This is a genomic window from Pseudoduganella sp. jia 12 (genome assembly GCF_055502675.1).
The window spans coordinates 197,058-220,123 of the sequence record NZ_JBUXKP010000004.1 but is presented as its reverse complement, the minus strand read 5'-3'; the positions used below and the strand labels follow the sequence as shown (position 1 = coordinate 220,123).

General features: G+C 64.0%; 18 protein-coding genes. 1 reads left to right on the top strand and 17 read right to left on the bottom strand.

Going from position 1 to position 23,066, the window contains the following annotated elements:
* The 17 genes from nirB to ACY65G_RS10140 form a co-directional block, all read right to left on the bottom strand.
* The gene (gene nirB / locus ACY65G_RS10220) at window positions 1–2,526 is read right to left on the bottom strand and encodes a nitrite reductase large subunit NirB (RefSeq protein WP_464997250.1); all 2,526 of its coding nucleotides are present in this window, start codon (window positions 2,524–2,526) and stop codon (window positions 1–3) included.
* Window positions 2,527–2,569: 43 nt separating this feature from the next.
* Complete coding sequence (locus ACY65G_RS10215; RefSeq protein ID WP_464997249.1) at window positions 2,570–3,883, bottom strand: MFS transporter; 1,314 nt, start codon at window positions 3,881–3,883, stop codon at window positions 2,570–2,572.
* 319 nt (window positions 3,884–4,202) lie between these two features.
* Window positions 4,203–5,345, bottom strand: a complete 1,143-nt coding sequence (locus ACY65G_RS10210) for a CmpA/NrtA family ABC transporter substrate-binding protein (protein WP_464997248.1) — start codon at window positions 5,343–5,345, stop codon at window positions 4,203–4,205.
* Window positions 5,346–5,379: 34 nt separating this feature from the next.
* A complete protein-coding gene (locus ACY65G_RS10205) occupies window positions 5,380–5,979 on the bottom strand; it encodes an ANTAR domain-containing response regulator (protein WP_464997247.1) in 600 nt (199 codons plus the stop codon).
* A 213-nt stretch (window positions 5,980–6,192) separates the two neighbouring features.
* Window positions 6,193–7,068 carry an ABC transporter permease gene (locus ACY65G_RS10200; protein WP_464997246.1) on the bottom strand — a complete coding sequence of 292 codons (876 nt, stop codon included), beginning with the start codon at window positions 7,066–7,068 and terminating at the stop codon, window positions 6,193–6,195.
* Window positions 7,065–7,904, bottom strand: coding sequence for an ABC transporter ATP-binding protein (locus ACY65G_RS10195; protein ID WP_464997245.1), 840 nt, complete (start codon window positions 7,902–7,904; stop codon window positions 7,065–7,067). The genes ACY65G_RS10200 and ACY65G_RS10195 overlap by 4 nt, the downstream gene beginning before the upstream one ends.
* 1 nt (window position 7,905) lies before the next feature.
* Window positions 7,906–8,901 (bottom strand): ABC transporter substrate-binding protein, encoded by a 996-nt coding sequence (locus ACY65G_RS10190; RefSeq protein ID WP_464997244.1) that lies wholly within the window; start codon window positions 8,899–8,901, stop codon window positions 7,906–7,908.
* 128 nt (window positions 8,902–9,029) lie between these two features.
* Entirely contained in the window at window positions 9,030–9,932 is a 903-nt protein-coding gene (locus ACY65G_RS10185) for a TauD/TfdA dioxygenase family protein (RefSeq protein ID WP_464997243.1), read from the bottom strand.
* 139 nt (window positions 9,933–10,071) lie between these two features.
* Entirely contained in the window at window positions 10,072–11,649 is a 1,578-nt protein-coding gene (locus ACY65G_RS10180) for a UdgX family uracil-DNA binding protein (RefSeq protein ID WP_464997598.1), read from the bottom strand.
* Window positions 11,650–11,825: 176 nt separating this feature from the next.
* Window positions 11,826–13,055 carry a putative DNA modification/repair radical SAM protein gene (locus ACY65G_RS10175; protein ID WP_464997597.1) on the bottom strand — a complete coding sequence of 410 codons (1,230 nt, stop codon included), beginning with the start codon at window positions 13,053–13,055 and terminating at the stop codon, window positions 11,826–11,828.
* 174 nt (window positions 13,056–13,229) lie between these two features.
* Window positions 13,230–13,898, bottom strand: a complete 669-nt coding sequence (gene can, locus ACY65G_RS10170; protein WP_464997242.1) for a carbonate dehydratase — start codon at window positions 13,896–13,898, stop codon at window positions 13,230–13,232.
* Between the two features lie 288 nt (window positions 13,899–14,186).
* Window positions 14,187–15,311, bottom strand: coding sequence for a molecular chaperone DnaJ (gene dnaJ / locus ACY65G_RS10165; RefSeq protein ID WP_130187349.1), 1,125 nt, complete (start codon window positions 15,309–15,311; stop codon window positions 14,187–14,189).
* Between the two features lie 250 nt (window positions 15,312–15,561).
* On the bottom strand, window positions 15,562–17,523 hold the full coding sequence (gene dnaK / locus ACY65G_RS10160; RefSeq protein WP_464997241.1) for a molecular chaperone DnaK: 1,962 nt from the start codon (window positions 17,521–17,523) through the stop codon (window positions 15,562–15,564).
* 113 nt (window positions 17,524–17,636) lie between these two features.
* Window positions 17,637–18,215 (bottom strand): nucleotide exchange factor GrpE, encoded by a 579-nt coding sequence (gene grpE / locus ACY65G_RS10155; protein ID WP_464997240.1) that lies wholly within the window; start codon window positions 18,213–18,215, stop codon window positions 17,637–17,639.
* Between the two features lie 255 nt (window positions 18,216–18,470).
* Window positions 18,471–19,580 (bottom strand): ferrochelatase, encoded by a 1,110-nt coding sequence (gene hemH / locus ACY65G_RS10150; protein ID WP_464997239.1) that lies wholly within the window; start codon window positions 19,578–19,580, stop codon window positions 18,471–18,473.
* 186 nt (window positions 19,581–19,766) lie between these two features.
* Window positions 19,767–21,413: a DNA repair protein RecN gene (recN, locus tag ACY65G_RS10145; protein ID WP_464997238.1), complete on the bottom strand. Its 1,647-nt coding sequence runs from the start codon at window positions 21,411–21,413 to the stop codon at window positions 19,767–19,769.
* A 24-nt stretch (window positions 21,414–21,437) separates the two neighbouring features.
* Window positions 21,438–22,337, bottom strand: a complete 900-nt coding sequence (locus tag ACY65G_RS10140; RefSeq protein WP_464997237.1) for an NAD kinase — start codon at window positions 22,335–22,337, stop codon at window positions 21,438–21,440.
* 385 nt (window positions 22,338–22,722) lie between these two features.
* Between ACY65G_RS10140 and ACY65G_RS10135 the strand changes: the two genes are divergently transcribed.
* Window positions 22,723–23,001, top strand: coding sequence for a hypothetical protein (locus tag ACY65G_RS10135; protein ID WP_464997236.1), 279 nt, complete (start codon window positions 22,723–22,725; stop codon window positions 22,999–23,001).
* The last annotated feature ends 65 nt before the right edge of the window (window positions 23,002–23,066 follow it).

The window sequence follows — 23,066 nt, the reverse complement described above, 5'->3', positions numbered from 1 at the left end:
TCAAGCGGCTTTGATGGGGATGACGCGTTTCTTTTCCTGCACGGTGGCGGGCCGGATCTGGCCGCGCTCCTCGATGAACACCACGTTCTCGTCCTTCTTCTCGCTGTTGACGAAGTGGCGGAAGCGGGCACGCGTTTCCGGATTGTTCACGGCTTCCTTCCACTCGCAAAGGTAGGTATCGACCACGCGCTGCATGTCCGCTTCCAGTTCGGCAGCCAGTTCGAGCTTGTCGTTGATGACCACGTCCTGCAGGTATTCCAGGCCGCCTTCCAGGTTGTCGCGCCACGTGCTGGTGCGCTGCAGGCGGTCGGCCGTGCGGCTGTAGAACATCAGGAAGCGGTCGACATACTTGATCAGCGTCTCTTTATCCAGGTCGGAGGCGAACAGTTCGGCGTGACGCGGTTTCATGCCGCCGTTGCCGCACACGTACAGGTTCCAGCCCTTTTCGGTGGCGATGATGCCCACGTCCTTGCCCTGCGCCTCGGCACACTCGCGGGTGCAGCCCGATACGCCGAACTTGATCTTGTGCGGCGTGCGCAGGCCCTTGTAGCGGTTCTCCAGTTCGATCGCCAGGCCCACGCTGTCGTCCACGCCGTAGCGGCACCACGTGGAGCCCACGCACGACTTCACGGTGCGCAGCGACTTGCCGTACGCATGGCCGGTTTCGAAGCCGGCGGCGATCAGCTCTTCCCAGATCGACGGCAGTTCGTCGACGCGGGCACCGAACAGGTCGACGCGCTGGCCGCCCGTGATCTTGGTGTACAGGCCGTATTTCTTGGCCACCTGGCCCACGGCGATCAGGCCGTCGGGCGTCACTTCGCCGCCCGGCATGCGCGGCACCACCGAATACGTGCCGTCTTTCTGGATATTGCCCAGGTAGTAGTCGTTCGTGTCCTGCAGGCTGGCGTGTTCCTTCTTCAGCACGAAATCGTTCCAGCACGTGGCCAGGATCGAGCCGGCCAGCGGCTTGCAAACGTCGCAGCCGAGGCCCTTGCCGTGCTGGGCCAGCAGTTCGTCGAAGGTCCTGATATTGCCGGCGCGGATGATGTGGAACAGTTCCTGGCGCGAGTGCGGGAAGTGTTCGCAGACATGGTTGTTGACGTCCATGCCCTGCTTCTTCATCTCGGCCTTCATCACCTGCGTGACCAGCGGTACGCAGCCGCCGCACGACGTGCCGGCGTTGGTGCAGCTCTTCAGCGCGCCGATCGACGTGGCGCCATCGGCCACCGCGGCGCAGATCGCGCCCTTGGTCACGTTGTTGCACGAGCAGATCTGCGCGGCGTCCGGCAGCGAATCCACGCCCAGGCCGGGCTTTGCTTTACCGTCGGATTGCGGCAGGATCAGGAATTCGGGCGACTCGGGCAGCTCGATCCGGTTCAGCATCATCTGCAGCAAGGTGCCGTATTCGCCGGCATCGCCCACCATCACGCCGCCCAGCAGGTACTTGCCGCAGTCGGACACGACGATCTTCTTGTAGACCTGCTTGCGCTCGTCGGTGAACTGGTAGCTGCGCGCACCTTCCACCTTGCCGTGCGGGTCGCCGATCGATGCCACGTCCACGCCCATCAGTTTCAGCTTCGTGCTCATGTCGGCGCCGCCGAATTCGGCGGCCTGGCCGGCCAGCTGCTTCGCCACCACGCGGGCCATGTCGTAGCCCGGCGCGACGAGGCCGTAGATCATGCCGTTCCACAGCGCGCATTCGCCGATCGCGTACACGTCCGGATCGGAGGTGCGGCAATGGTTGTCGATCGTGATGCCGCCGCGCGGGCCCACGGCCAGGCCGGCTTCCTTGGCCAGCTGGTCGCGCGGACGGATGCCGGCGGAGAACACGATCATGTCCACGTCGAGGTGCGTGCCGTCGGCGAACTGCATGCGGTGCGCGCCCTCTTCGCCATCGACGATGGCGGTGGTGTTCTTGCCCGTGTGGACCGTGACGCCCAGTTCGGCGATCTTGTTGCGCAGGATGCGGCCACCGCCGTCGTCGACCTGCACGGCCATCAGGCGCGGCGCGAATTCAACGACGTGCGTGATCAGGCCCAGGTCGCGCAGCGCTTTCGCGCACTCCAGACCCAGCAGGCCGCCGCCGATGACGACGCCGGTCTTCAGGCGCGCACCCGCTTCGGCCATGCCTTCCAAGTCTTCGATGGTGCGGTAGACGAAGCAGTCCTTGCGGTCGCGGCCTTCGATCGGCGGCACGAACGGGAAGGAACCGGTGGCCATGACGAGCTTGTCGTAAGGGAGCACTTCGCCGGTGCTGGCGGTCACCGTCTTGCCTTGCAGGTCGATCGACTCGGCGCGCGCATTGAGGCGCAGCACCATGTCGGAACGCTCGAAGAAGCCCGGCTTCACCAGCGACAGGTCGTCCGCGCTCTTGCCGCTGAAGAATTCCGACAGGTGCACGCGGTCGTAGGCCGGCCGTGGTTCTTCGCACAGCACGGTGACCTGCATGTCGGCGACGGGATTGTCCGCCAGGCTTTCGAGGAATTTGTGGCCGACCATGCCATGACCGATGACGACGATTTTCATTGTGTGCTCCGTGAATCAGTATTCAAAAATGCGGTATTGGTGATCAGGCGGCGGCACGAGCCAGCGCATGTTCTTCGTTGGTGGCGGCCGAGAAGCGCAGCGCGATGGCGCAGACTGCGGAGATCAGCACCAGGAAGCCCAGGATCGACAGCGTCTGCTGCGTGCTGCCCACGCCCTTCATGAGGAAACCGGCAGCCACGGCGCCCACGTTGCCGCCCGCGCCGATGATCCCGGTAACGCCGCCCAGTGCCCGCTTGTCGATGAACGGCACCAGCGCGTAAGTGGCGCCGCAGGCCATGTGCACGCACATGCCGAAGGACAGCATGGCGAAGATGGCGACCGTGGCGGTATCGGCCTTGGCGAACCAGATCAGGCCGGCGCCTTCGCCCAGCATCAGGATGAACAGCAAGGTGACGCGGGCATTCAGGCTGCCGCGCAGGGCCATCCGGTCGGACACGATGCCGCCCAGGGCACGGGCGAACAGTGCCAGCAGGCCGAAGCTGCCGGCGGCCAGGCCGGCCTGTTTCAGCGACATGTCGAACTGGTCGACGTAGTAGGTGGCAGCGACGTTGTGGATGAACAGTTCCACGCCGAAGCACGCGCCGTAGGTGACGAACAGCAGCCACACGCGGTAGTTCGAGGCGGCCAGCTTGAAGCTTTCCCAGCCGCCCTTCTTGCCGTTTTCGAGTTCGATGCCGGCCTTGCGCAGCTCGGCGTAGTTACCTTGCGGGCAATCCTGCGTGAAGTTCCAGTACAGCGCGCCCACGATGATCATCAGCACGCCCGGCACGATCAGCGCGAGGCGCCAGCCCATCGTTTCCGACACGCCCAGCATCAGGATCGCGGCCAGGATCAGCGGCATGGTGGCCTGCGTGACGCCGCCGCCCGCATTGCCCCAGCCCGCGGTAGCCGCGTTGGCGGTGCCCACCACGCGCGGGCCGAACATCACCGACGTGTGGTACTGGGTAATGACGAAGCTGGCGCCGATCGCGCCGATCAGCATGCGGAAGAACAGGAAGCTCTCGTAGCTCTGCGAAGCGGCCACGCCGAACACGGGGATGGAGCCGAATACCAGCAGCGCGGTGTGCGCCTTGCGCGGGCCGTAGCGGTCGCACATCGGGCCGATGATCATGCGCACCACGATCGTGATGGCCACCGCGGCGATGTTGATGTTGGCGATCTGCCCGGCGGTCAGGCCGAATTCGCCCTTGATCACCGGCATCAGTGGGGCGCAGGCGAACCAGGCGAAGAAGCAGGCGAAGAACGCCAGCCACGCCAGGTGGAATGCACGCATCTGCGGCGTGGCAAGCGAGAAGAGCTTGATGCTGTCAGCTTTGCGGGTCAGGTCGCTGGTCATTTTTGTGATCCCTGTTGGTGGAAGCTTCAAAGCAAAAAAAAAGGCGCCCGGGCAGTCCCGCGAAAACATGTTTCGTGAGTACTGCTCGGACGCCGTTGTCCTGATGCCGCCCCGCCATTGGGGCGGCTATGCAATGTTCGGGAGATCGCCATTGACCTCTTGCCCTGTACTTTGCAAGAGGCGTGCCAGCTATTTTCAGGGGCTTGCAGAAAGCGGCGCAGGGGGAACGCCGTGCTTTGGGGCGGGAAAAACAGGGCGGCGTGCAAGTTAGCGGTGCAGTGCCGCCCGCTTATGGTGCAATGCAGCGCTCAGCGTGATGTCAGCGCTGGTGGATCGCAAAGGAGGCGGCGTAACGCGCCGGGTCGGTGCCGTCCCAGGTGTGACCGTCGACCAGCGTCGAGCTGCGCAGCACATCCTTCGGTACCGCCACGCCGGCCATCTCGGCCGCCTCGCGGTACAGCTGCAGCTGGGTGACGGCCTGCGCCACCTCCAGGTATTCCGGGTCGGCTTTCAGCAGCCCCCAGCGGCGGAACTGCGTCATGAACCACATGCCGTCGGACAGCCAAGGGTAGTTCGCCTGGCCATCCTGGTGGAAGCGCATCGGGTGCCGGTCCTGCCATGCGTGGCCGATGCCATTGTCGTAACGGCCCAGCATGCGGGGCAGGATCGCCGCCTTGTCCGTGTTCACGAACGGCACGCCGGCGATGATCTCGGCCGTGGCGCGGCGGTTCTCATCGCTCGCATCGATCCACCGGCTGGCCTCCAGCACGGCGGCGACCAGCGCCCGGCACGTGTTCGGGTGGGCGCGCACGAAATCGAGGGAGGCGCCCAGTACCTTCTCGGGGTGGTCGGGCCAGATCTCCTGGCTGGCGGCGGCGGTGACGCCGATCCCTTCGATGACCGCCTGGTGGCCCCAGGGTTCGCCGGCGCAGAAGCCGTCCATGTGGCCCTCGACCAGGTTGTAGACCATCTGCGATGGCGGCACGGTGATCGCCCGCACATCCTGCAACGGGTTGATACCATGGGCGGCCAGCCAGTAATACAGCCACATCGCGTGCGTGCCGGTCGGGAAAGTCTGGGCAAAGACATACTTGCGCCGGCTGTCGCCAACGTCTTTGGCCATCAGTGTCGCCAGCGAAGCGCCATCCTTCGCGCCCTGCTCGGCGAGGCGGCGCGACAGCGTGATGGCCTGCCCGTTGCGGTTCAGGTTCATCAGCACGGCCATGTCGCGCGGCTGCGCGCCGATGCCCAGCTGGGTGCCGTAGACCAGGCCATACAGGGCGTGCGCCGCATCGAGCTCGCCGGTCATCAGCTTGTCGCGCACGCCGGCCCACGACGTTTCGCGGGACAGCGCGATGCGGATACCGTGCTTCTCGTCGAAGCCCAGCATCGCTGCCATGACGACCGACGCGCAGTCGGTCAGCGGGTTGAATCCTACGTTGACGGTTGTTTTTTCGATCATGACTGCTCCAGCCGGGTGCGCACGCGATACGTGGTCAACCCAGCAAGTCCTCCACATCCAGTATCCGCTGGGCGATGTCGGCCAGCTTCAGGTTCTTGTTCATCGCCATCGTCCGCAGGCGCTGGTAGGCCTGGTCCTCCGTCATGCCGTGACGGCTCATCAAGAGGCCCTTGGCGCGGTCGACCACCTTGCGCTCGGCCAGCTTGAGCTTCGTGTCCTGCAGTTCATCCAGCAGCTTCTGCTCCTTGCGAAAGCGCGCCATCGCCACGCTGAGCACCGGCTTGATGCGCTCCGGCTTCAGGCCGGCCACGATATAGGCCGACACCCCCGCCTCGATCGCCGCATCCATCGACGACTGCTTGGCATCCTCGGTGAACATGACGATGGGGCGGCGCTCGTCGCGGGTGGCCACGACGATGTGCTCCAGCACATCGCGCGCGTCGGATTCGGCGTCGACGATGATCATGTCCGGCTGCAGGCGGGCGATCTCTTCCGGCAGATGAAAATCGGCCGGCAGCGACGCCACCAGCTCGTAGCCGGCCTCGATAAGGCCTTCGTGCAGCGCGGCGGCACGCAACGAAGCATCACTTTCGTGGGGAGGGTGAACTAAAACGATGCGGAGATGGCGGCTCATGCCCTATTGCAGAGCAATAAATGTGCCAGAGTGGTGAACAAATTGCCCATTGTTGAGCCCGTGTCCCGGTGCCTGGCAGCCGGGCTATAGCCCGGCAACACGGGCTCAGCCAATCCGCTCCCGTCGATATCGGCACTTGTTTACCGACTTGTTCTTGTTGATGAGTTCGTGTCTCCGTGCCAGGCAGCCGGGCTATAGCCCGGCAACACGAACTCAGCTATTGGAGCGCATGCCCCATTTCTGTACCGTCATACGCTCCAGCGCGGCGAACAGCAGGTGCTCGACGGCAAGCCCGATGAGGATCACGGCGGCGAGGCCGGCGAAGACCTTGTCTGTATACAACTCGTTGCGGTTCTGGAAGATGTACCAGCCCAGGCCGCCCTTGCCGGACGAGGCGCCGAACACCAGTTCCGCGGCGATCAGCGTGCGCCAGGCGAATGCCCAGCCGATCTTCAGCCCCGAGACGATGGCCGGCAGCGCGGCGGGCACGAGGATCTGGATGACGAACGGCAGCCCGCCGAGACCATAGTTGCGGCCCGCCATGCGCAGCGTGGCCGGCACCGACTGGAAGCCGGCATACGTGCCCAGCGCCAGCGGCCACAGCACGGCGTGCACGATGACGAACACGAGGCTGGCGTTGCCGAGTCCCAGCCACAACATGGCCAGCGGCAGCAGCGCGATGGCGGGCAGCGGGTTGAACATGGCGACGAGCGTTTCCAGCAGGTCGCGCCCCAGGCGTGTCGACACCGCGAGCGCGGTCAGCACGAACGCCAGCGCGATGCCGGCCACGTAGCCCTGTACCAGCACGGCCAGCGACACATGGACTTTTTCGACCAGCTCGCCGCTGGCGATGCCTTCGAAGAATGCCCGTGCCGTTTGCACGAACGTGGGCAGCAGCAGGTCGTTGTCCTGCCAGCGCGCGGCCAGTTCCCACAGCAGCGCCAGCAAGGCCAGCACGGCGCTCTTGCGCAGCCAGCCCTGCTGCCACAGGCGCTGCGCGACCGGGAGGCGGCGCTGCAGCGATGCCGGTGCGGCGGGCGCCAGGTCATATTGAAACTCTTGCCGGATCGGCGGGACCAGGTTGCTCACAGGGCGATCCTTTCCTCTTCATGTTCCGGCTGCGCCGCCGGGGCCTCGCCGAACAGCAGGTAGTGGATGCGCTGCGCGGCATGCTGGAACTCGGCGCCGCCGCCGCTGTGCAAGCCGAACTGGTGACTGTTCAGCTCCGCACGCACGCGGCCCGGATGCGGCGACAGCAACAGGATGCGGTTGCCGACCACCAGCGCTTCCTCGATCGAGTGGGTGACAAACAGCAGCGTGAACGGCGATTCCTCCCACAGCTTCGTCAACTCTTCCTGCATCGTGCGGCGCGTGAGGGCGTCGAGCGCTGCGAACGGCTCGTCCATCAGCAGCACGGCCGGCTGCATCGCCAGCGCGCGGGCAATGGCCACGCGCTGCTTCATGCCGCCGGACAGCGTGTGCGGGTACGCGTTCTCGAAACGGTCCAGCCCCACGCGGGCGATCCAGTGGCGCGCACGTTCCCGTGCTTCGGCGCGGCCGCAGTTTTTCGACGCCAGCAACGGGAACATCACGTTTTGCAGCACCGTCTTCCACGGCGGCAGCTGGTCGAATTCCTGGAACACGCAGATGCGGTCCGGCCCTGGCTTCGTGATGACCTGGCCGTTCAGCGTGATCGTGCCCGCGGCGGGTTCGATGAAGCCGCCGACAGCCTTCAGCAGCGACGATTTGCCGCAGCCGGAAGGCCCGAGCAGCACGAAGCGGTCACCCCCGAACACATCGAAGTCGACGTCCTGCGTGGCGCGCACGGCGTTGCCGCCGCTACGGTATTCGAGGGTAACGCCACGGGCGCGCAGCAGCGCTTCGGAAGGCGAGGATGGGCGGACGACCTGCAGCGGCGATATCATGTCAGCTCCCCTTGGCCACCAGCGGCTCTTCAAAGAAATAGTCGCGCCATGTGGCCGGCTTGTTCTTCACGGCGCCCACGCGGTGCATGAACTGCGCGATCTTCAGCGTGTTCTGCGGCGCGATATTGAACTGCACTTCGGGGTTCTTGAAGATCTTCACGAGCAGCGCACGATCGATATTGCTCTTGTTCGCCTTCAGGTAGATGTCGGCCGCGCCTTCCGGGTTCTTCGCCGCGTAGTCGGCCGCCTCGGCCAGCGCCTGCACGAACGAGCGCAGCGTCTTCGGGTTCTCCTTGCGGTATTTCTCGGTAGCGTACAGCAGCGTGGCCGATGACGGACCGCCCAGCACTTCATACGATTTCAGGATCACGCGCGCATTCGGGTTCTGGGCCAGTTCCTGTTCCTGGAACGGCGGCGTGGCGAAGTGGGTCGTGATTTCGGTACCGTTGGAGATGATCGCCGTGGCCGCATCCGGGTGCGGCAGCGTTTGCGTGAACTTGTCCAGCCGGGCAAATTCCTTGTCGCCCCATTTCTGCGCGGCGGCCAGTTGCAGGATGCGCGATTGCACGGAAACGGTAACGGCGGGCAGCGCGATGCGGTCCTTCTCGGTAAAGTCCGCGATCGATTTCACTTTGGGGTTGTTGGTGATCAGGTAGTACGGGAAGCTGCCCAGCGACGCCACGCCCTTCACGTTCTGCCGGCCCTTCGTGCGGTCCCATACCGTGAGCAGCGGGCCGACGCCGGCACCGGCAATATCGACGCTGCCTGCCAGCAGCGCATCGTTGATGGCGGCGCCGCCCGAAAGCTGCTTCCATTCGACCTTCACGTCCACGCCATTCTGCTTGCCGTATTTCTCGATGAGCTTCTGCTCCTGGGCGATGTTCAGGATCAGGAACGGCACGCCGAACTGCTGGGCGATACGGATGGTGCCTTCGGCATGGGCGCCGGTGGCCAGCACGAGCGCGAACGCACCCGCGGCGATTCGAAATGCTTTCATGAAATCTTCCAAATTAATTGGTGTCTGTCACCGGTTTTCCGGGAATGTTGCAAAGAAACCGGTGACAGACACCAGTTTTCTGGGAATATTTCCTCGGATCGGAGACGCTGCAGGATTGCCTGGTCGGGCTAGTAAGGCACGTCGCCTTCGATCGTGGTGCGGTACAGCTTGCGGCGCTGGTCGGCCGGACAACCGGCGGCCAGGTGCATCAGCGAGCGGTTATCCCAGAACACCATGTCGTGCGGCTGCCACTGGTGGCGGTACACGTGCTCGGGCCGCACGCTGTGAGCGAACAGCTCGTCCAGGAGCGCCGCGCTTTCATCCTCGGGAATGCCGACGATGCGGGTGGTGAAATGTTCGCTGACGAACAGCGCCTGGCGCCCCGTTTCCGGGTGCGTGCGCACCACCGGATGCACGACGGGTTTTACTTCGTCGATCTGCGCCTGCGTGAGATTCGGGCGCCACGGGCTGCGGCGCTGGAGTTCGGAATACTGCTTCAGGTAGCTGTGCTCGGCCCTGGCGTAGCGGATCTGGCTTTTCAACGCCGCGGGAAGCGTGTCCCAGGCCAGGTGCATGTTGGCGAACAGCGTGTCGCCTCCCTCGGCCGGCAATTCCTGCGCATGCAGCATCGAGCCGAGACTGGGCTTTTCCTTGTACGACAGATCGGAGTGCCAGAAATGGCCGGCATCGCCAAGACCGATCGGCTTGCCGCTTTCAACGACGTTCGACACGACGAGGACTTCCGGGTGCCCCGCCAGCTGGAAATTTCTCAGCACATGGATTTGCAAGGGACCGAACAGGCGGGAAAAATTCACCTGCTGTTGCGGCGTGATGCGCTGGTCCCGAAACACCAGTACATGGTGCGCCAGGTGGGCGGCATGCAGCTGCAACAAGGCCTTGCGGGAGAGCGGCCGTGCCAGATCGAGGCCAATCACTTCAGCGCCAACCGGGCCTTCGAACGGGCGAATGCGCAGGGTGCCATCCGGGGGAACTGCGGCATTTTCTACAACAGCACTCAAGACTGCGGACATGTGATGCGCTCCAGCTGACGGGGTCGGAAGCTCGCCCGGCACCGCGCTTTCCACGGCCACGGCACCGAACGAGTGAAGCCAGTCTAGGCCTCGCGCATCATGATGAAAACGAATGCTTTTTGATATCGATATGCGGTTTTTACAAGCCGGGCGCGGTGCCGCCGGCCAGTTGCTGCGCTGTCTTCAATGCCTCGACGATCGCCGCGAACGCCGCCTGGCGCGACTCGCGGTCGGGCACGCGCAGCGCATAGGCGGGGTGATACGTGACGACAACCCAGCGCCCTTCATGCTCGAACGGCGCGCCCATGTAATCCTTCATCGTCACGCTGCCGGTCTGCAGGATCGATTTCAGCGCCGTGCTGCCGAGCGCCACGAGAACATCGGGCGCCACGGTTTCCAGTTCCGTCTCGAGCCAGTAGCGGCAGGCCATCACTTCCTTTTGCGCGGGCGTCTTGTGCAGGCGGCGCTTGCCGCGCGGTTCCCATTTGAAGTGCTTGACGGCGTTGGTCACATACACCGTGCGGCGGTCGAGCGCCGCTTCATCCATCGCCTTGTCCAGCAGGTCGCCAGCCGGGCCCACGAACGGTTTGCCGGCCAGGTCTTCCTGGTCGCCCGGCTGCTCGCCCACCAGCATGATCTTCGCGCGGCGGGCGCCCTGCCCGGCCACGGCCTGCGTGGCGTTCTGCCACAGGTCGCAGCGGCGGCACTCGTCGAGCGAACTCGGTTGCTGGCGCTCGGGCGCCGCCTTTTCGGAGGAGATCGGAATGGTGGTGCCGCCACGCTTGCCGACGGTATCGAGCTGCCCCACCTTGCGCGCGCCGGCCGCGGCCTGCGTGACCATGTGCGGCACCACGGCCGCTTCGGGCAAATTCTTCCAGAACCGCTGGCGGATGTGGCCGTGCATGATGTCCGCATTCAGGCGGGCGGGATTGAAGATGCTGCGATAGTAGGTGAGCCACAGCGATTCGCCGGCATCGTCGAAGTCCGCCGCGCTGCGCGCCAGGGCTTCGCCGGTGTGCAGGGTGACGCCGTCCCACAGCACGGTGGCTTCGGGCGTGGCGATCATCCAGCTTGTCTTGCCCATGCGTTTTGCGAAGTGCTGGGCAACCTGCGGCAGCACATCGTGCGCGGGTTCGAACCATGCAACGAAACGTGGCGCCCCCGCTTCCTCGGGGCGCTCGCGAAAGCGAAGGTAGGCATGCATGTCGTGTTCCTCGTGCCGCACCGCCCTCACCATGCTGGCGAGGCGGGCGCCATCGACGTCGGCCATCGAGACGACCTCGTGTTCGCCACTGTGCCAGCGCCACAGCACGCGGTACAGGAAGGCCCAGCGGTCGTGGGCGCGATAGCAGGCGGCGCCTTGCAGCATCTCCATCAGCTTGCGGGAGATGCGCAGCTGCGCGCCTGGCTGGAAATTCGAGGGCGGCGGGTCCGATCGCTCATCGGGGTTATGAGTTTCCTCACTGGCCAACTTACTTACCAAGGTGCTTGCTACTGCGCTTGCTACTGCGCTTGCTACTGCGCTTGCTGGTTCACTTGCCGACTCGGTTACTGCGTTGCTGCCTGCTTCACCTGCTACATCAACTTCACCTGCTACTTCGACTTCAACTTCAACTGCTACTTCAACTTCAACTTCAACTGCTACTTCAACTTCCTTTACTGCCACTTGCTTTACTACGTTGCTGCCCGAGTCATTCACCAGCTCACCTAAAGCCATTGGAGGCATTGCACTCAGCAGGTCTCCGCCGCCATCCTGCATGACCCATTGTACGTATTCGGGCCGAATGCGGCGCACGATCAAATCCCGCGCGGCGGCCCGCCATTCGGCGAACGATGTCACGACGACCGGCTGGCCGGACAGCGCCCGCGCCACCGCGTCCGTCTGGCTGGCCGTCATGCGGCCTGCAGCTCGGGGAACAGTGCCATCTGCTGCGGTACGTCGGCCATGGACCGGCGCAGCGTATCGGACGGCGTGGTGTCCTGCGCCGGACGGTAGTCGGCGGTAACGATGAATGGCGCCACTTTCTTCATGCTGCAGCGCAGGCGCGCGAGATCGGCCCAGCGCACCTGCCGCATGCGGCGCAGCTCGACGATGCGCTGCGCGTTGCGGATGCCGATGCCGGGAATGCGCGCGATCATCTGGGGCTCGGCGCGGTTCAGGTCCATCGGGAAGTGCTCGCGGTGGGCCAGTGCCCAGGCCAGCTTGGGGTCGATGTCGAGCGACAGGTTGCCCGTCCCCGGCAGCAGTTCCTTCGCCTGGAAGCCATAGCTGCGCAACAGGAAGTCGGCCTGGTACAGCCGGTGCTCGCGCAGCAGCGGCGGCGGCGCCAGCGGCACGCTCTTCGGGCTTTCGGGAATCGGGCTGAAAGCGCTGTAGTAGACGCGCTTGAGTTTGTAGCTGCCGTACAGCGTTTCGGCCGTGGTGAGAATGCGCGCATCGTCGCTCGCATCGGCGCCCACGATCATCTGCGTGCTCTGGCCGGCCGGTGCGAACTTCGGCGCCTTCGGCTCGCCTTCCTTTTCGTCCAGCTTCAGGCGGATGTTCCCCATCGCCAGCTTGATCGTGTGGACGTTCTTTTCCGGCGCCAGCCTTTGCACGCTGTCCTGCGTCGGCAGTTCGATGTTGACGGACAGGCGGTCCGCATAGCGGCCGGCCGCTTCGATCAGGGCCGGATCGGCATCGGGAATCGTTTTGAGATGGATGTAGCCGCGGAACTGGTGCACTTCGCGCAGCTCGCGCGCGACGGCGACCAGTTGCTCCATCGTGTAGTCGGCGGACTGGATGATGCCGGAACTGAGGAACAGGCCGTCGATGTAGTTACGCAGGTAAAAGTCGACGGTAAGCTTCACCACTTCCTGCACGGTGAAACGGGCACGCGGCACGTTCGACGTGCGGCGGTTGACGCAATACTGGCAGTCGTAGACGCAGAAATTCGTCAGCAGGATCTTCAGCAGCGAGACGCAGCGGCCATCGGGCGTATAGCTGTGGCAGATGCCCATGCCGTTGGTGGCACCCAGGCCATCCTTGCCCTCGGACGAACGCTTCGGCGCGCCACTGCTGGCGCAGGAGGCATCGTATTTCGCCGCATCGGCGAGGATTTCCAGCTTGTCGTTCAGCTCCATCATCGGCACCCAACTGTACAGATATACAGTATAACGGAAGCCTGTTCAGGACACGGTACAAGCAGCGGCGATTAGCGGGTCAGCTGCGGTTCAGGAAAACTGGGGACGTACCCCTGTTTGCAGGAAAGATTTCCTGTAAACAGGGGTACGTCCCCAGTTTTGGACGTTGCCGGATCAGGCAGCGTTGTAGTGGTTGGCCAGCCGGTCTTTCAGCTTCGTTTGCAGCTGCGGGTATTCGGTGATCGACATGCCCAGGTCGTGCAGGTGGCCGTCGTTGATGCCGTACACCCAGCCGTGCACGGCCACTTCCTGGCCACGGTCCCAGGCGTCGCGCAGGATCGTCGTCGAGCACACGTTGACGACCTGCTCCACCACGTTCAGCTCCACGAGCTTTTCGCTGCGCACGCGTTCGTCGAGCACGGTGCCCAGGTAGCGCTCGTGCTTCTGGCTCACGTCCTGCACGTGGCGCAGCCAGTTGTCGACGAGGCCCACGCGGGCGCCCGTCAGCGCGGCATGCACGCCCTTGCAGCCGTAGTGGCCCACGATGATCACGTGCTTCACCTTCAGCACTTCGATCGCGAATTGCAGCACGGAGAGGCAGTTCAGGTCGGAGTGGACGACGACGTTGGCGATGTTACGGTGGACGAACACATCGCCCGGCAGCAGGCCGAGCAGTTCGTTGGCGGGTACGCGGCTGTCCGAACAGCCGATCCACAGGTATTCCGGCGAAGCCTGGTTGGCCAGCCGGTGGAAGAACTCGGGGTCGCGCTGGACCATCGAGTCGGCCCAGCGGCGGTTGTTGTTGAGGAGTTCCCGCAGGTCGGAGGGCTTGGTATCGTTCATGATGCTCCTTTCAGACGTAACAAGGCCGCCGGTTGCTGCCTCACAACGCGGCGGCCGTAAATTCAGCTGCCAGTTTATCCGATCCGACTGCTGTCGGCCGAACGTACTTTTTTGGTAGCGGTCTCTTGCAGGCTTTCAACCCAAGGGCAAATGCCGGGGTCAGGAGGAAGTACCGGCCTGCAGGCCAGTACCGCTATGCCGGCAAGGAGCGATGCTCCTTGAAACCCCGGCTACGCCCCGTCGGGTCTGACCCCAGACTCACGCCGTTGGGTTCATGGCGCTTCAAACTTACTCGAAGAAATCCTTCACCTTGTCCATCCAGCCTTTCGATTGCGGGCTGTGCTTGGAGCCGCCCTCGACCGTGGCGCGCTCGAACTCGCGCAGCAGTTCCTTCTGCTTGTCGGTCAGCTTGACCGGCGTTTCGACGGCCACGTGGCAGAACAGGTCGCCCGGGTAGCCGGAGCGCACGCCTTTCACGCCCTTGCCCTTCAGGCGGAACGTCTTGCCGGACTGGGTGCCCTCGGGCACGGTGAACGACACCTTGCCGGACAGCGTGGGCACTTCGATTTCACCGCCCAGTGCCGCCTTGGCGAACGAGATCGGCATTTCGCAGTGCAGGTCGTCGCCTTCGCGCTGGAACACCGGGTGCGCCTTGATGTGGATTTCCACGTACAGGTCGCCCGGCGGCCCGCCATTCGTTCCCGGCTCGCCGTTGCCGGACGAGCGGATGCGCATGCCGTTGTCGATACCCGCCGGGATCTTCACTTCCAGCGTCTTGTTGCGCTTGATGCGACCGGCGCCCGAGCAGGCGGGGCACGGCTCGGGAATGATCTTGCCCGTGCCATGGCATTTCGGGCACGTTTGCTGGATGCTGAAGAAACCCTGCTGCATGCGCACCTGGCCGTGGCCGCCGCACGTGGAACAGGTGACGGGCGACGTGCCCGGCTTGGCGCCCGAGCCGTGGCACGAATCGCACTTGTCCCATGCGGGCACGCGGATCGTCGTGTCGAAGCCGTGCGCGGCCTGTTCCAGCGTGATCTCGAGGTTGTAGCGCAGGTCGGCGCCGCGGTACACCTGCGGGCCACCGCCGCGCCGGCCACCGCCACCGCCGAAGATATCGCCAAAGATGTCGCCGAATGCATCGCCGAAACCGCCGGCGCCGCCAAAGCCGCCGCCGCCCATGTTCGGATCCACGCCGGCGTGACCATAGCGGTCATACGCCTCGCGCTTTTCCGGATTGGTCAGCATCTCGTAGGCTTCCTTGACTTCCTTGAACTTCTCTTCCGCCTCTTTGTTGTCCGGGTTGCGGTCCGGGTGGTACTTCATCGCAAGCTTGCGATAAGCCTTCTTGATCTCGTCTTCCGAGGCATTTTTTGCCAGACCGAGAATCTCGTAAAAATCACGCTTTGCCATATGCAGGCACCTAACTGAACTGAATAGAAGGGAGACTGTAGCAGGACGACGGGGTTGTCGCTACCTGCACCGCCGCCTGTCGCTGCCCCCTATCGAAGGGGGCAACATTGGCGTTGTGAAACAACCTCAAAACCCTGCCGATTATGCAAAAACGCCGAGCGGGCCACCGTGCTACGGCCGCTCCGCTCGGCGGGGCCGGGAACATCGTCGATGGACATGTTCCCGGCCGGTCTTGACGGCACGCGCCGGATTACTTGTTGTCTTTGACTTCCTTGAAGTCGGCATCGACAACGTCATCCTGCTGCGCGCGGTTGTCCGCGCCGCCGGCCTGCTGGCCCGCACCCGCTGCACCCGCGTCCGCGCCACCGCCGGCCGCAGCCTGCTGCGCCTGCATGTCGGCGTACATCTTCTCGCCCAGCTTCTGCGCGGCTTCGGTCAGCGCGGCCACCTTGGAGTCGATCGTGGCCTTGTCGCCGGACTTGATCTCGCCTTCCAGGTCGGTGATGGCCGCTTCGATCTTCGCCTTCTCGTCGGCACCCAGCTTGTCGCCGTATTCGGTCAGCGACTTCTTGGTGGAGTGCACCAGTGCGTCGGCCTGGTTGCGCGACTCGGCCAGCTCCTTCACCTTCTTGTCTTCTTCGGCGTTCAGTTCGGCATCCTTCACCATCTTCTGGATTTCCTCTTCCGACAGACCGGAGTTGGCCTTGATGGTGATCTTGTTTTCCTTGCCGGTGGCCTTGTCTTTCGCGCCCACGTGCAGGATGCCGTTGGCGTCGATGTCGAAGGTCACTTCGATCTGCGGCGTGCCGCGCGATGCCGGCGGGATGCCTTCCAGGTTGAACTCGCCCAGCGCCTTGTTGCCGGCGGCGATCTCACGCTCGCCCTGGTAGACCTTGATGGTCACCGCGGGCTGGTTGTCGTCGGCCGTCGAGAACACCTGTGCGAACTTGGTCGGGATCGTGGTGTTCTTGTGGATCATCTTCGTCATCACGCCGCCCAGCGTTTCGATACCCAGCGACAGCGGGGTCACGTCCAGCAGCAGCAGGTCCTTGCGTTCGCCCGACAGCACGGAGCCCTGGATCGCGGCGCCCACGGCCACGGCTTCATCCGGGTTGACGTCCTTGCGCGGATCCTTACCGAAGAATTCCTTCACCTTTTCCTGCACCTTCGGCATACGGGTCATGCCGCCGACCAGGATGATGTCGTCGATGTCGGAGACCTTCACGCCCGCATCCTTGATGGCGATGCGGCACGGTTCGATCGTCTTGGCGACCAGTTCCTCGACCAGCGATTCCAGCTTGGCGCGGGTGATCTTCAGGTTCAGGTGGACCGGCGCGCCGTTCGCCATGGCGATGTACGGCTCGTTGATCTCGGTCTGCTGCGCCGACGACAGTTCGATCTTCGCGCGCTCGGCCGAAGCCTTGATGCGCTGCAGGGCGATCGGATCCTTCTTCAGGTCCAGGCCGTTGATCTTCTTGAACTCTTCGATGATGTAGTCGATCACGCGCTGGTCGAAGTCTTCGCCGCCCAGGAACGTGTCGCCGTTGGTCGACAGCACTTCGAACTGCTTTTCGCCATCCACGTCGGCGATCTCGATGATCGACACGTCGAACGTGCCGCCACCCAGGTCATACACGGCGATCTTGCGGTCGCCCTTTTCGGTCTTGTCCAGGCCGAACGCCAGCGCGGCCGCGGTCGGCTCGTTGATGATGCGCTTCACGTCCAGGCCGGCGATGCGGCCGGCGTCCTTGGTGGCCTGGCGCTGCGAGTCGTTGAAGTAGGCCGGCACGGTGATCACGGCTTCCGTGACTTCCTCGCCCAGGTAGTCCTCGGCGGTCTTCTTCATCTTGCGCAGCACTTCGGCGGAGATCTGCGGCGGCGCCAGTTTCTTGTCGCGCACGCTGATCCAGGCATCGCCGTTGTCAGCCTTGTTGATCGTGTAAGGCATCAGCGCGATGTCCTTCTGCACTTCCTTTTCTTCGTACTTGCGGCCGATCAGGCGCTTCACGGCGAACAGCGTGTTCTTCGGGTTGGTGACTGCCTGGCGCTTGGCCGGCGCACCGACCAGGATCTCGCCGTCTTCCTGGTAAGCGATGATGGAAGGCGTGGTGCGCGCGCCTTCGGCGTTTTCAATGACCTTCGGCTGGCCATTTTCCATGATGGCGACGCAGGAGTTGGTCGTGCCCAGGTCGATACCGATCATTTTGCCCATGGTTTGTTCTTCCTCGTAACGGATTAGTTTCTGAATAAGTCTTATATGCGGAAAAGCTTCTTGCTTTTCAAGTGCTTAGGAAGCGCCGATGAATAAATCAGCGCTTTCCCGGATCACTTCGGCTGGGCAGCCGTGACGATGGCGGGGCGCAACAGGCGGTCCGCGATCGTGTAACCCTTTTGCAGTACGGCGACGACGGTATTGGCTTCCTGCTCGGCCGGCACCATGGCCACGGCCTGGTGCCGGTTCGGGTCCAGCTTGTCGCCGGCGGCAGGCACGACTTCGAGCAGCTTGTTGCGTTCGAACGCGGAGGTCAGCTGCTTGAGCGTCATTTCCACGCCTTCCTTCAGCGACTCGATGGATGGCGCTTCCACTTTCAGCGCCATCTCCAGGCTGTCCTTCACCGGCAGCAGCGCCTCGGCAAAGCTCTCGACAGCGAACTTGTGGGCCTTGGCCACGTCATCCTGGGCACGGCGGCGGATATTGTCGCCCTCGGCCTTGGCGCGCATGAACGCGTCGTGCATTTCAGCCAGCTTGGCTTCCGCGGCGGACAGTTGCTCTTCCAGGCTCGGAGTGGCTGCGGACTCGAAAGGAGCCTGCTGCGAAGGCTGCTGCGATGCCTGTTGCTGCGCCTGGGCATCCTGCTGCAATTCCTCGGGATTCTGGCTGGCCTGGTTTTCCTGGTCTTGCATCGTTTGACTCCTGAAAATCGTGTTTGTTTGACATTGCCCTTGCTGCACTGGCCGAATCTGGGGCTATCCCCTACTATTTCAAGGGATTTATGGCGTTGAAACAAACCCTTTGTTCGGACAGCGCTTGACAAACGGCTGGCAAATCATGGCCGGGCGTGGCCCGACAACCTGTTATTTTAACAGGCTAGCACTCACCGACGGCAAGTGCTAACAACGTATCAGGATGCTTATGTTGCGAACTCGCCGCGACCGGGCTCAGTCCGCGGCGCCGAGGGCAATCGCGCGGTCGCGGCCACGGGCGGCATCGTGCTGGCGCATGGCGCGCTGCGATGGCGAGACCATCGCCGGCCAGCCGATCATGTGCTGCTCGGCAATTTCGGCCAGCGCGGCGATCCAGGCCGGGCTTTCGTTCAGGCAAGGGATGTAATGGAATTCCTTGCCGCCGGCCGCGAGGAAATCGTGACGCACCTCCATCGCGATCTCTTCCAGCGTTTCCAGGCAGTCGCTCGTGAAGCCCGGGCAGATCACGTCGATGCTGCGCACGCCATCCTGGGCCAGCTTCTGCACCGTCGGTGCCGTGTAGGGCTGCAGCCATTCGGCCTTGCCGAAGCGGGACTGGAACGTAACGATGTAGTCGTCGTCGCGCAGCTTCAGCGCGGCGGCGAGAAGGCGCGCAGTCTTGTGGCATTCGCAGTGGTACGGGTCGCCCAGCAGCAGCGTGCGTTTCGGCACGCCGTGGAAACTCATCACGAGCTTTTTCGCGCGGCCATGGTGCTCCCAATGTGCCAGCACGTTCTGGCGCAGCGCCTCGATATAGGCTTCGTGGTCGTGGTAGTTCTTGACCAGCCGCAGTTCGGGAATATTGCGAATTTTCCGGTAATGCCGGAACACGGCATCCCAGATTGAACCGGTGGTGGTGCCGGAATATTGCGGGTAGGCGGGCAGCACGACGATGCGGTCGCAGCCATCGGCCTTCAGGCGGGCCAGCACGTCGGGCAGCGCTGGCGTGCCGTAGCGCATGGCCATCGCCACCGTCACGTCCTGGTGGCCGCGCGCCTGCAGCGCCTCGTGCAGCAGCATTGCCTGGTTTTGCGTGTGGATGCGCAGCGGCGAGCCGTCTTCCGTCCAGATCGACGCATATTTCTTCGCCGACTGGCCGGAACGGAACGGCAGGATCACGCCGTGCAGGATGAACCACCACAGCGCTCTCGGGATCTCGACCACGCGCGGGTCGGACAGGAACTGCTTCAAATAACGGCGCACGGCGCCACGCGTGGGCGCATCGGGCGTGCCGAGGTTGACCAGCACGATCGCACTGCCGCTGACGGCGCCGTGCTGGTGAGGAGGTTCTTTCGCGAAAGCCATGGAATCGGGGTCATCAATCGAGGGGACCTTCGATTATATGCGGCCCGGCGCGCGGCCGCTCTGGCTCAGGTATTCAACGAAGCGCAAGGCGGTGCAACCAGGTACAACCAGGCGCATCGAGGCGCATCCATGCTCAACGCAGCACAGCTCGAGGCAACCGGGCGCAGCGCCACGCTGCGAGAGCGATCAGGAGGCCAGCAACTCTCGCGCGTGCTTGCGGGTGGTGGCGGTGATCTCGAGGCCGCCCAGCATGCGGGCCACTTCCTCGACGCGGGCCTTGGCATCGAGTACTTCGATGCGCGAAGCCGTCTTGCCGTTGGCCAGCGTGCTTTTCGCGACCTGGAAATGGCTGTTGCCCTGGCTCGCCACCTGCGGCAGGTGGGTCACGCACAGCACCTGCCGCTCCTGGCCCAGGCGCTTGAGCAGCCGGCCCACCACTTCGGCGACGCCGCCGCCGATGCCGCTGTCGACCTCGTCGAAGATCAGCGTGGGCACGGTGGTGGCGTTCGACGTGATGACGGAAATGGCCAGCGAGATGCGCGCCAGCTCGCCGCCCGAAGCCACCTTGGCCAGCGGCCGCGGCGCTACGCCGGCATGGCCCGCCACCAGGAATTCCACCTGTTCGAGCCCCTTGGCCGAAGGCTCGCAAGGATTCAACGCCACTTCGAAGCGGCCGCCCGTCATGTTCAGGTCCTGCATCGCCTTCGTGACGGCATCGCTCAGCGCGCGCGCCGCCGTGGCGCGCGTGGCGGACAGCCTGCGCGCCACCGCCAGGTAGTCATCCTTCAGCTTTGCTTCCTGCTTGCGCAGGCCTTCGATGTCCGAGGCATCGGCCAGCTGGGCCAGTTGCGCGACCAGCCGTGCATGTTCGGCCGGCAGGTCGTCCGGGTCGACGCGGTATTTGCGCGCCGACGAATGCAGCGCTTCCATGCGCGCATCGACTACGCGCAGGCGTTCCGGGTCGAGCTCCACGCGATCGAGGTAGGTGTTCAGCGCATAGGCCGATTCCTGCAACTGGATGCGCGCCGATTCGATCAGGTCGACGACCGGCTGCAATTCCGTATCCACCGACACGAGCTTGGCGAGCTTCTGGTTCAGCGACGACAGTTGGGACACGATCGGCTGCTCGTCCGATTCGGAAATCACCGACAGCGCCTCCTGCGCGCCCTCGAGCAGGCTGGCCGCATGCGACAGCCGGCTGTGCTCGTTGCCGATCTCGGCCCACTCGCCCGGCTTCGGCGCCAGCTTGTCGAGCTCGCTCACCTGCCATTCCAGGCGCTCGCGTTCCAGCAGCACGTTGGCGGCGTTGGTTTCGAATTCCTCCAGCTGCTTCGCCAGCGCGCGCCATGCCTTGTAGGCGATCGTCACTTCCTTGCCGTTCGCGCCGGCCTGGCTGTCGAGCAGCTCGCGCTGCGCATCGGCTTTCAGCAGCGACTGGTGCGCATGCTGGCCATGGATGTCCACCAGCAGGTCGCCCAGTTCGCGCAGCTGGGCGGCGGTGGCGGCGATGCCGTTGATGTAGGCCTTTGAACGGCCCGCGTTGTCGATCACGCGGCGCAGCAGCGCGCCGCCATCCTCGGATGCGCACTCGTTCGCTTCGAGCCATTGGCGCGCCGCCTCGGTGATCGCGAAATCGGCCGTGATGTCGGCCTTGGCCGCGCCTTCGCGCACCACGCTCGCATCGCCCCGCCCGCCCAGCGCCAGTGTCAGGGCATCGATCAGGATCGACTTGCCGGCGCCCGTTTCGCCCGTGAACACCGTGAAGCCGGCGGAAAATTCGAGTTCGATGGAATCGACAATGACGAAATCGCGGATGGACAATGTACGCAGCATAGGTCTCGCTTGAAGGCCTTCTTGTTAGATTTTCCCGTCCGTGGACGGATACTCGTTCCAGTGCAGCTTTTCGCGCAGCGTGTTGTAGTAGCTCCAGCCTTCCGGATGCAGGAAGGTCATCGCGTGCGGTGAACGGCGGATGTGGATGCGGTCTTGCGGCATCAGGCTGGCGAACGTTTGCATGTCGAAGTTCACCGTGATGTCGCGCCCGCGGTTGATCTCGATGACGATCTCGCTCGAGTCGGGCAGCACGATCGGGCGGTTCGACAGCGCATGTGGCGCGATCGGCACCATCACGATACCGCCCAGCGTGGGGTGCAGCAGTGGACCGCCGGCCGACAGCGCATAGGCCGTGGAGCCGGTGGGCGTGGAAACGATCAGGCCGTCGGAACGCTGGTTGTACATGAAGTGATCGTCGACATCGACGCGCAATTCCACCATGCCCGAACCGGCGCCGCGCGCCACGACCACGTCGTTGACGGCCAGGCCGACGTGGATCACCTTGCCATCGCGCAGCACGTGCCCTTCCAGCAGGGTGCGGCGCTCGGCCTTGTGCGTGCCGGCCAGGATGCGCGCCAGCACGGGCAACATGCCGTCGCGCGGGATATCGGTCATGAAGCCCAGCCGCCCCTGGTTGATGCCGATCAGCGGCACCTCGAACGGCGCCAGCTGGCGGGCAATGCCCAGCATCGTGCCGTCGCCGCCCATCACGATGGCGCAATCGCATTTTTCGCCGATGCCCTGCGCGCTCATGGCGGGGACCTCGGGCATGTTCAGGTGCTCGGCCGTGTCGGTATCGAACACAACGCTGTAGCCACCCGCGCGCAGGAAGGCGAGCACGTCGCGCACGGAATCTTCGATGCCGGCCGTATTGGGCCGGACGACCAGCGCGATCGTGTTGTACATGGCAGGAGTGGCGGGCATAGGGAGCTCTCGGACGGCAAACGGGACAAGGTTCTGCACGCGGGTCACTTGCGTGATGTATTTGCATGCTGCTTCGGGCATACCTTTGCGCATACATACGTGCATACATCATGCAGTGACCCGCGTACACGGCGAAGGGTAACCCATTTCAATGCCGTTTCGCCATGCGCCCGCTGCTTCATGAAACCAGTCCGCCACTCCTTTGGAAACAAAGTACGCTCACGATTACTGTATATTTAACCAGTATAAGGGGCGACGATCAGTTCCGCAAGATCAGTGCGCCAAGGGCCATCATGCAACATCGCGGGACGGCATGCCAAGCGCGCGACCGTGATTGAAAGTAGCCGATATGATGAGATTCAGTTAAGTATTGGAGGGAAGCATCATGAACGAATCGCGGGAACCGAACACGAAAGACCGCCAGGTCAACACCAACGTGCACATCGACGACACGGCAGGCAAGCGCCTGCCGCACGAGCGCGACGAGTCGCCGGAAGGCACGCGCCACCATCCGGAGCGCAGCCGCATCGAGCAGGCCGGCCGCGACATCGAACAGGGCCTCGTCGACACCGACAACTACGGGCGCGATGCGGGCATCCAGAAGCCCGCGCCCGCCGGCGAAACGCCGGAAGCGGACCCGCTGCCGGTGATCAAGCGGGACTGAACAGGCAGTACTGAACAGGCAGTACTGAACAGGCAGTGCTGAACCAGCGCGACCGGGCAAGCGCG

Excerpts from the sequence above, each read along its gene's own strand:
- nirB (WP_464997250.1), bottom strand. The coding sequence starts at position 2,526 with ATGAAAATCGTCGTCATCGGTCATGGCATGGTCGGCCACAAATTCCTC.
- ACY65G_RS10215 (WP_464997249.1), bottom strand. The coding sequence starts at position 3,883 with ATGACCAGCGACCTGACCCGCAAAGCTGACAGCATCAAGCTCTTCTCG.
- ACY65G_RS10210 (WP_464997248.1), bottom strand. The coding sequence starts at position 5,345 with ATGATCGAAAAAACAACCGTCAACGTAGGATTCAACCCGCTGACCGAC.
- ACY65G_RS10205 (WP_464997247.1), bottom strand. The coding sequence starts at position 5,979 with ATGAGCCGCCATCTCCGCATCGTTTTAGTTCACCCTCCCCACGAAAGT.
- ACY65G_RS10195 (WP_464997245.1), bottom strand. The coding sequence starts at position 7,904 with ATGATATCGCCGCTGCAGGTCGTCCGCCCATCCTCGCCTTCCGAAGCG.
- ACY65G_RS10190 (WP_464997244.1), bottom strand. The coding sequence starts at position 8,901 with ATGAAAGCATTTCGAATCGCCGCGGGTGCGTTCGCGCTCGTGCTGGCC.
- ACY65G_RS10185 (WP_464997243.1), bottom strand. The coding sequence starts at position 9,932 with ATGTCCGCAGTCTTGAGTGCTGTTGTAGAAAATGCCGCAGTTCCCCCG.
- ACY65G_RS10180 (WP_464997598.1), bottom strand. The coding sequence starts at position 11,649 with ATGGCTTTAGGTGAGCTGGTGAATGACTCGGGCAGCAACGTAGTAAAG.
- ACY65G_RS10175 (WP_464997597.1), bottom strand. The coding sequence starts at position 13,055 with ATGGAGCTGAACGACAAGCTGGAAATCCTCGCCGATGCGGCGAAATAC.
- can (WP_464997242.1), bottom strand. The coding sequence starts at position 13,898 with ATGAACGATACCAAGCCCTCCGACCTGCGGGAACTCCTCAACAACAAC.
- dnaJ (WP_130187349.1), bottom strand. The coding sequence starts at position 15,311 with ATGGCAAAGCGTGATTTTTACGAGATTCTCGGTCTGGCAAAAAATGCC.
- dnaK (WP_464997241.1), bottom strand. The coding sequence starts at position 17,523 with ATGGGCAAAATGATCGGTATCGACCTGGGCACGACCAACTCCTGCGTC.
- grpE (WP_464997240.1), bottom strand. The coding sequence starts at position 18,215 with ATGCAAGACCAGGAAAACCAGGCCAGCCAGAATCCCGAGGAATTGCAG.
- hemH (WP_464997239.1), bottom strand. The coding sequence starts at position 19,580 with ATGGCTTTCGCGAAAGAACCTCCTCACCAGCACGGCGCCGTCAGCGGC.
- recN (WP_464997238.1), bottom strand. The coding sequence starts at position 21,413 with ATGCTGCGTACATTGTCCATCCGCGATTTCGTCATTGTCGATTCCATC.
- ACY65G_RS10140 (WP_464997237.1), bottom strand. The coding sequence starts at position 22,337 with ATGCCCGCCACTCCTGCCATGTACAACACGATCGCGCTGGTCGTCCGG.
- ACY65G_RS10135 (WP_464997236.1), top strand. The coding sequence starts at position 22,723 with ATGAACGAATCGCGGGAACCGAACACGAAAGACCGCCAGGTCAACACC.